The sequence below is a fragment of the Parapedobacter deserti genome (assembly GCF_042646065.1).
GTDB classification, from domain to species: domain Bacteria; phylum Bacteroidota; class Bacteroidia; order Sphingobacteriales; family Sphingobacteriaceae; genus Parapedobacter; species Parapedobacter deserti.
Window position 1 is genome coordinate 1 of record NZ_JBHRTA010000028.1, and the last position, 7,470, is coordinate 7,470.

The following is a 7,470-nucleotide window of genomic DNA, read 5'->3' on the forward strand; positions in this document are numbered from 1 at the left end:
TGGAGTATTACAACAACGAACGCAGACATACTTCCATCGGCAAGGAAACGCCCAACAGCAAATTCAATGATAACTCAAAAAAAGTGTCTTAAATAAATTTAACTTGGGACGAAAGTTGTCTAACAACTGGGGAGTATCGCACAATATCTTCAAAGCCGGAATATCGAAAACAGCGAAATTTTGTTTGGTTTAGCGTTTAGAGATGGGAATACCTTTAATTGTTGGCGCGGATACCAAGCCATCTATGAATTTCAAGGCGATAGCCTTTTTCTTGTAGACATGATCGGTTGCGGAGAACTTCGAATCGCAAAAGAAGTCAGGAAAGCGTCGCTGAATAAAATGAGAGCTGTTTTCGGGGAGAAATTGATTGAAGGGAAGGTTTTTATTGATTGGTACAGCGGACTCCTCAACATTCCGCTGACGGACGAAGTCATAAGGTGGGATGGTGTATTTTACAAAATTTTTGAAAAGGAACGGATCTTGACGGTCGATCGTGGTCGCCTATTTAAAAATGAAGTAGTAGATAATTACGTTGATGACCCGAAGGGAATCGATCGAAAAGATAAATATAAAGTTTCCGATATTTTTTTCCGTAAACTTAAAAGGGAGAAATGGAAAAATCCAGATGCGTTTGACTGTTCTGAAGGATATTTAGTAACAATTGATGTCGACGGAAGGGTATCAAAAGTACGAATGAATTTATCGGATGAAGAAATTAGTGAGTTTTATGAAGCCGAAGAATATAACTTCTGCATAGGCAAAATTTACAATGCACTGAGCTCTTTGAAATTTAACATCTTAAAGGATAAAGGAATACCGGTAGCCGAAGATATATTTATTGAGATATGGGTTGAGGATAATGGAAAAATTGAAAATTGGACCGATTAATAAACGGGGAATTACTTCTGCAAAAGATGCCTTTGCCAATGCTGATTTTCCCAGACCGTACCGCCATTTTCAATTGTTTGGACAGGACCAGATCATCAACGGACCCGGCGACGCGGAGCCGTCGGTGGAGCGGGTGACTTGAATATTTTGGATATTGGGTTTTAACTTCTTACTTTAGCTTTACCAATGTGATCTAGACCTGTAGTAAGCGAAAGTTGGTTTTAATGATACATTATGAAAAGTTTGGTCAATACAAACCCACTTGTCGTTTTCTTCCTGGTGATCATCGGTGCCCGGCTCATCAACTTTACCAGCGTGGATAGCCCAACAGTGACCACCATAATCCGAATTATTGGCGCGGCTATGTGTGCCGCCTATCCCCTGTCGCTCCAGCAGGTGATACAGGACTATGTACCTAAGAAAGTAACCGTGAACGAAAATTTTTACCTCATTAACGGGTTTGTGTGGTTTGCTGCGGTAGCCATCATATCGACACTTAATGTTGACGGAGAGATAAGCCTAACTGGCTGGAAAGTCCTGCCTGCCTTGTACGTAGCATTTGCGTATGTTTATTTTGTGACATACCCTGCTAAGCTTTTATTAAGCGCACGGTGGCGACGGGAGGTGCGGCTCGGAGAGTACATCGGCGATGCCCTGCTTATGCTAATCCTGCCCATCGGGATCTGGTTTAACCAGCCCAAGGTAAAGCGTGTAGTGCATCGGGAATTGGACGAAGAGGGCGAGATTGTAACACCTAATGAAATAACATGAGGATTACACTATTACTTCCAGCCATAGGGATCGTTTGACAGCAGCATGCTAAAGCGCACAACTGACTTAGGATAAGCATTTATATAGTATAAATAGGACTATTGCAACGGAATATTTAAAAGCAATGCTAAGAAAAAATATCACGTTGATTACATGGATACTGGCTTCCTTATCGCAACTGGGAGGTTGCCAAAATGGCTCGAAGCTTGAAAAGCAGGGAACAAAAATCATACAGATAGGCCCTTACGCCTTTGATTTCCCCTTAAACTTCGAAAAACGCGACTTTCAGGGTGGTTTCGATTCATATGTGGGTGTAATCGAATCGGAACATGAAACGGTGCATTTCGACTATGGCTTTTATGCCAATCCGTTGACGGCAAACCGCAGCCGAGTTTCTAGCAGAGGGCTGGTGGAGATTTGAACCTGCGAGGAAGTTTATGCTGCCCAACATCACCTATGATAAAAACAACACGCCTAAGGTGGAAATCTTGAGTATTAGGAAGGCGGTAGCGACAGACAGCACACTGGCAAAGGGATGCGATTTTGTAGCGTCGTGCCAACATAAGGATTCGGTGTTCGATTATCCGGTTTTTCTGCCCCAGGAAATTAAGCAGACCGCCATTGAAATAGATACCACTGACAATTTCGTCAGAAAAATTGTGTATTCAAAGGTGGATACCGTTTTCTTCGCGGGCATCAATGCCAAGGTGTTAAACGAGCCTCAAATAAACAATCCGAATATGGAAGTAAGTGTAACGCTTTACGCAGAAAACCTGACTAGTAACCTACAGGATGGTCTTGTTGATGTGTTCAGAACTATACGGCTTATTGAGAGATGAATCTGCTAAAAAATGCTCAGCGCCCAATTTGGATCTCTTATTCATTTTTAAATTGAAAAATGGGTAGCCAAAGAGTCATTCAAAATCAAGCGATTCGGCTTAGATGGTTAGGTAATTATCTATTATTGGGTGGAGTAGCAGGCCTGGGGATCGCCATGTGGTCTTTTGCACATATTATACAACCGACCGGTGTGGTTTTACTGTTGTATGCCCTAATTTTCGGATTTTGTGTCCACACCATCTTCTGCGCACGGTTACTGCTCAAGGGATTGCTTGAAAATGGCTTATGGAACACTAAACTTAATCTGATCCTCCAAACACTCCAATTTTCAGTAATGGGATACACTTGGGAGGTTTGCGCGGGACTCGGAGTGATACTGGGATATGATTTCAACACCTACAAGCCTACATTCGCTACCATCATCCCGAATTTTTCAATAGTGTTAAATGGTGGAAACGATGATTTAACGATAGGAATTAACGTCATTGCCCTTTTAGCATTCATTTATGTAGACCGATTTGAACGGCAATTGGAACGGGAACTGAGCGTTTTTGAAAATTGAATCGAATTTAAAAATAGCAAACGCAGAGTAGGATGAAACAATCGCATTTTACTGATAAAACGGTGTACTGGGCAGTTATCTCAATAATCGGCGGACTGCTCCTTTGGAATCTTTACGCAACCGTAACTACCGGACGATTGGTAGGTTTACTACCGATAACGATTCAGTCGATTTTATTAGGGCTTATTTTCACGAAACATCAATACGCCAGAATGGCGATAAAAATCTGGGCAATTGTATTTCTTGTTATAGCGTCTGGATTGCAGTTTTTCGGTAGATTTCTGGAAGATGCTGTAAAACGGCTTTCCGGATGTTGACTGGCAACACTATTTGATAAAATTGGTAACCGGTCTGATCGGTATTGTTTTAGTTATTTATGTCAATAGGACGGTCCAGGTGATGGAGTGTCGTCGTAACGAAATTGAGTAAAAAGTTAGCAATCAATGAAAACGCATTAAAGAACGATATCATTAGAAAGCGAGTGGACGCTAGCTTCGAACTGATTCCAACGAAAGAGGAATTGCTTTGGATCGCCTTGATATTTGTTGGATTGGCATTTATTTCGTTCTTCATACAGCGGGCAAGACTTCGCTTTAAGGTATTCGATATTGAATGCAATGATGAACAATTCGAAAATGCACTGAAAATGACACGTGAAGAGCTAAAGTGGAGCATCCTAACGAAACAAAAATCATATGTAAGGGCCGCCAGACGTTGGGACTGGTCTTTAAGCTGGGGTGAATCGATAACAATCAAACGGAAAGGTCGATGATTGCATGCACTTCCTCGGATGTGTCAGAACATGTCAAACTATGAAATCTCCCAATGGCCGCCTTTTGATCCCACCCTGCTAATTCGGTTGGTTTCTCGCAGTATTTTTAGATGATACTCTACCCCTCGAACCGACAACCCCGTTTCATCAGCCAACTGCTCCCGCGTGATTTGTGGATTTGATTTTATGGAATCAAAAATTTCAGCAGTTTTCCCCACAGTTTTCCCCACAGTTTTCCCCACAGTTTTCCCCACAGTTTTCCCCACAGTTTTCCTTGATGTTTTATCGATGTCGGTTGTCGTCTCAGCATACACGATAACACGGAATCCATGTTGGAAATTCTCGAATTTAGGCGCTTTCAGCCCATACTGTTCAAATGCTTCATGGATACGACGGATTCCAGAACCATACTTCTCAATAAGTTGGGCCTCCTTAAAGGTAGCAGCAACTTTCCGGTTACGGGCGTAGGAAGAATAGTCATCGGCAAGCAGTTGCTCGATGGTAATCGTATCCGGTAGGTGGCCGGGATTGAAAAATTCGATATATTCGTCAAAAATTTTCACCGATGAATCGCCGCTATTCATATAATCACGGTGGACAACCATATTGGTGACGATTTCACGCAATGCCTGCATCGGATATTGCCAGCGCTCCTCCCGCTGCGGATCGCCGGTAATGATGTATTCCTTGTTGATGTGTTTACGGATGAACCCCAACACCTCTTCCACTTCGGTAAACAGATCACTACGGACGGTCAATCCATCCTTGATGCTGGTAGGCGTAGAGAAACGGCCTAATTCAATGGCCGCCTGAAAGACATCGTTCTTTGCAAACAGTAAAAATCCGGCATTGGTCACCTGTGTATCCCTGATCAACTCAAACTTGGTCAATACCGTCAATGGATCGTCGGTGAGCGGCATTTCCTTACCTTGATTGCTCTTTTCGATAAACTTTACGACCTTATCCAGCGATAGGTCATCAAGTGTCCGATCCGGATTGATGTAGCTGTCCCAACTGGTATTGAAAGACCGCAGGTGCAGGTCGGCGATTTCTGTCAACGACAGTTGGTGGTTGGCATTGTTTACCCGTTTGTAATACCGGCCTTTGAATGCCACGGGTTTGACCGGAAATTCCTTTACCGATAGAACGCCGACTTTGGTTCCGGCTAAGTCCATTTCATCGGCATCGGGGATAATACTGGGTTGGGTTTTGTTCTTGATATCATTTACCCACTTCTGCAAAGACTCGCTACCCAACGTAAAACCCTTTACCGGCTTGCCGCCATCATCAACACCCACCAGTACCCGGCCGCCACTGCTATTGGCAAAAGCCGTAAGCGACTCAACGACCGCATCGGTAAAGGAGCTTTTGAATTCAGTGTGTTGGTCTTCTCGTAATTTGGTTTTTGGCATATCCGTCTGGTCTATAGCGTCGTCCGTGGGACGGCCAAAGATAGCTATTATGAATTAAAATCGCGATAAGCTTCTGCTGGTTTGGTTTAACCATTCTTGGAAAAGTTCAATACCTCATCGAACAGAAAAATAGCAATGCCGATGACATCTTGCTATTGTCATTTACCAAAAAAACGGCTGAAGAACTAAACGAAAGGTTAACAAAAATTGGAGTTGCCACCAAAGCAACAACCTTTCACAAACTGGGCTATGATACCATAAAAAAACACCGTGCGGACATGCCGGCTGTCACCAATGAAAACACCTTGAGCGGCGTGATCAAAGTTTCTTGTCCTGACTTTTATCTGAAGAAGTATGATATCTATCTGGAGCATTTTGGGGTGGATGAGGCTTATGATTGGACAGGGGGCTTCATTGAATTACCTAATCCCTTTGGCTATTGATTTCTTAGAAAAAGACCTGTTAACGGAAGGCGACCTCTACCCCGGCGACTTACTTAAAAGTGTACAATCAGTGGATGAGGCATTTTGGGTAAGCAATCCGAAATTGCGTAAAGAGTTGGATGGATTGATGGTAACCGAAAGCCAATTTCGGAATCGCTGCAATCTCGTATCACATTTTTGTAGTTGGCAATCATTTCGTATCTTACTAAAATGAATAGTCCAAACATGCAAACTTTGATTGTCCAACCAGAAAACAAGGAACAACTTCTTGCTGTTGAATCCGTATTGAAGCTACTTAAGATTAATTTCGTTATCGAAGAAGACGAAGCTTTACCTACGTATGTGGCGGATGGGACGAAGGAGTCGATGCTGGAAGCACAAGCCGGCAAATTGACGCCATTCACTTCAATTCGAGAAATGCTAGATGTAAAATGAGTCTCGAAATTCATTATACTCCTAAAGCCAAGAAATCCCTTCAATTTTTATACGCATTCATCAAAACGATTCTCCTACTAAAGGAGCAACCATATCTCTTTAAGAAAAGTGAATTGGGGGAACATATCCGGCTAGGCCTAATTAGTCGGTACACTTCATTCCTGTACGAGGTAACAAATACTCGCATCATTCTACATTTCTTTTGGGATAATCGGCAAGAACCTTTTTACGATTAATCTTTACAACAACTTCTTATTCGGCTAATAATCGTGTTAAAGCTCAGCAACCATCTGCTTGGCTTTCCCAACAAAATGACGGATGATCCCCTCCTATCGCCTTTGCTAAGTGATAACGAAGCATACCGGTTTGCAGAGGAGCGTAGGTTGTTTTATGTGGCGCTGACGAGAACTAAAAATGAGGTGGTATTACTTGCTCCATCAGAGGCGTCGTTGTTTGTGGAGGATCTGCTAAAAGACAATAATTATTTATTAACCACGACTGATGGGGCTGTGAACGCGACAGCGTGCCCGTACTGTAAGACCGGGAAACTGGTGATCAGGCAGCATACGGCTAATGGCACTCAATTTTTGGGATGCTCGCACTACCCCAGTTGTAACCAGACGTTTAAAAACGTGGAAATTTTATCGGACAGTATGTTATGTCCGGGTTGCCAAAGTGGCTTTATGATTAAAAGGAACGGTAGATTTGGCGACTTTTGGGGGTGTACCAATTATCCTGGATGTAGGAATACGATAAAGTTGAAATGATACGCATGCGTATACAATTGACGTTGGCGCGCGTAGGTGTAATCTTCTTTGAAATTCACTACACTTGGAATTGAAGACCGGACACTGCTGCGTTATCCGCATCCACCATAAAAGTCGCAAAAAAGCAAAGCCCCGAAACGGGGAGAATCGGGGCTTGCTAACTAACCAATTATAAACCTAAATTATGAACCCGACATGATTTAAATAATTATTAAATCACGAAGGGATAAGAATTATTTTAAATCATCAAAGGCTCCATCTGACCATTAAACAATCAAATCAACCAACAGATAAAAAGACAAATTTTACTAACTGATTATATAACGCATTCCTGCCCCGCTTTGTTACAGCAGGATTGTTAAGATATGTTAAAAAGACAATAGGGTGATAAAAAAAGAAACCCGTTACCTAAAAGATAACGGGAATCCGCCCCAGTGGGATTAGGGGCTATCATGTGCTGTCTGCACTTCGCTCAAGGGAGTGTAAAACAAACTGTGTCAGGGGTTGAGCATCGGCCCCGCGGGGCCGATGCTCAACCCCTGCTGCTCAAGGCAAATCTAACACCATTCTCCCGGGAAAC

12 protein-coding genes are annotated in these 7,470 nt (G+C 42.8%); 11 read left to right on the forward strand and 1 reads right to left on the reverse strand.

Translation table 11 applies throughout. The annotated features are described in order from the left end of the window. Positions 1-180: 180 nt before the first annotated feature. The 7 genes from ACFOET_RS08585 to ACFOET_RS08615 all read left to right on the forward strand — a co-directional run bounded on the left by ACFOET_RS08585 (position 181) and on the right by ACFOET_RS08615 (position 3,833). Positions 181-888 (forward strand): hypothetical protein, encoded by a 708-nt coding sequence (locus tag ACFOET_RS08585; RefSeq protein ID WP_379021590.1) that lies wholly within the window; start codon positions 181-183, stop codon positions 886-888. Next, entirely contained in the window at positions 860-1,030 is a 171-nt protein-coding gene (locus ACFOET_RS08590) for a hypothetical protein (RefSeq protein ID WP_379021592.1), read from the forward strand. The genes ACFOET_RS08585 and ACFOET_RS08590 overlap by 29 nt, the downstream gene beginning before the upstream one ends. A gap of 92 nt (positions 1,031-1,122) precedes the next feature. After that, positions 1,123-1,659 (forward strand): hypothetical protein, encoded by a 537-nt coding sequence (locus ACFOET_RS08595; RefSeq protein ID WP_379021594.1) that lies wholly within the window; start codon positions 1,123-1,125, stop codon positions 1,657-1,659. A gap of 124 nt (positions 1,660-1,783) precedes the next feature. Then, complete coding sequence (locus ACFOET_RS08600; protein WP_379021596.1) at positions 1,784-2,080, forward strand: hypothetical protein; 297 nt, start codon at positions 1,784-1,786, stop codon at positions 2,078-2,080. A 16-nt stretch (positions 2,081-2,096) separates the two neighbouring features. Then, positions 2,097-2,498, forward strand: a complete 402-nt coding sequence (locus ACFOET_RS08605; RefSeq protein ID WP_379021598.1) for a hypothetical protein — start codon at positions 2,097-2,099, stop codon at positions 2,496-2,498. Between the two features lie 59 nt (positions 2,499-2,557). Next, entirely contained in the window at positions 2,558-3,061 is a 504-nt protein-coding gene (locus tag ACFOET_RS08610) for a hypothetical protein (protein WP_379021600.1), read from the forward strand. A gap of 421 nt (positions 3,062-3,482) precedes the next feature. After that, a complete protein-coding gene (locus ACFOET_RS08615; protein WP_379021602.1) occupies positions 3,483-3,833 on the forward strand; it encodes a hypothetical protein in 351 nt (116 codons plus the stop codon). A gap of 38 nt (positions 3,834-3,871) precedes the next feature. On the opposite strand, the gene ACFOET_RS08620 is transcribed toward ACFOET_RS08615, so the two are convergent. Continuing rightward, positions 3,872-5,245, reverse strand: a complete 1,374-nt coding sequence (locus ACFOET_RS08620; RefSeq protein WP_379021604.1) for an ATP-binding protein — start codon at positions 5,243-5,245, stop codon at positions 3,872-3,874. A gap of 92 nt (positions 5,246-5,337) precedes the next feature. Here ACFOET_RS08620 and ACFOET_RS08625 point away from each other — a divergent pair, with 92 nt between their 5' ends. From ACFOET_RS08625 to ACFOET_RS08640, 4 genes are all read left to right on the forward strand, one after another. Further along, positions 5,338-5,688: a UvrD-helicase domain-containing protein gene (locus tag ACFOET_RS08625; protein WP_379021608.1), complete on the forward strand. Its 351-nt coding sequence runs from the start codon at positions 5,338-5,340 to the stop codon at positions 5,686-5,688. Continuing rightward, positions 5,639-5,902, forward strand: coding sequence for a contact-dependent growth inhibition system immunity protein (locus ACFOET_RS08630; protein ID WP_379021609.1), 264 nt, complete (start codon positions 5,639-5,641; stop codon positions 5,900-5,902). Before ACFOET_RS08625 ends, ACFOET_RS08630 begins: the two co-directional genes overlap by 50 nt. Positions 5,903-5,913: 11 nt before the next feature. After that, positions 5,914-6,123 carry a DUF2683 family protein gene (locus ACFOET_RS08635; RefSeq protein ID WP_379021606.1) on the forward strand — a complete coding sequence of 70 codons (210 nt, stop codon included), beginning with the start codon at positions 5,914-5,916 and terminating at the stop codon, positions 6,121-6,123. A gap of 311 nt (positions 6,124-6,434) precedes the next feature. Then, entirely contained in the window at positions 6,435-6,890 is a 456-nt protein-coding gene (locus ACFOET_RS08640) for a topoisomerase DNA-binding C4 zinc finger domain-containing protein (RefSeq protein ID WP_379021611.1), read from the forward strand. Positions 6,891-7,470 lie beyond the last annotated feature (580 nt).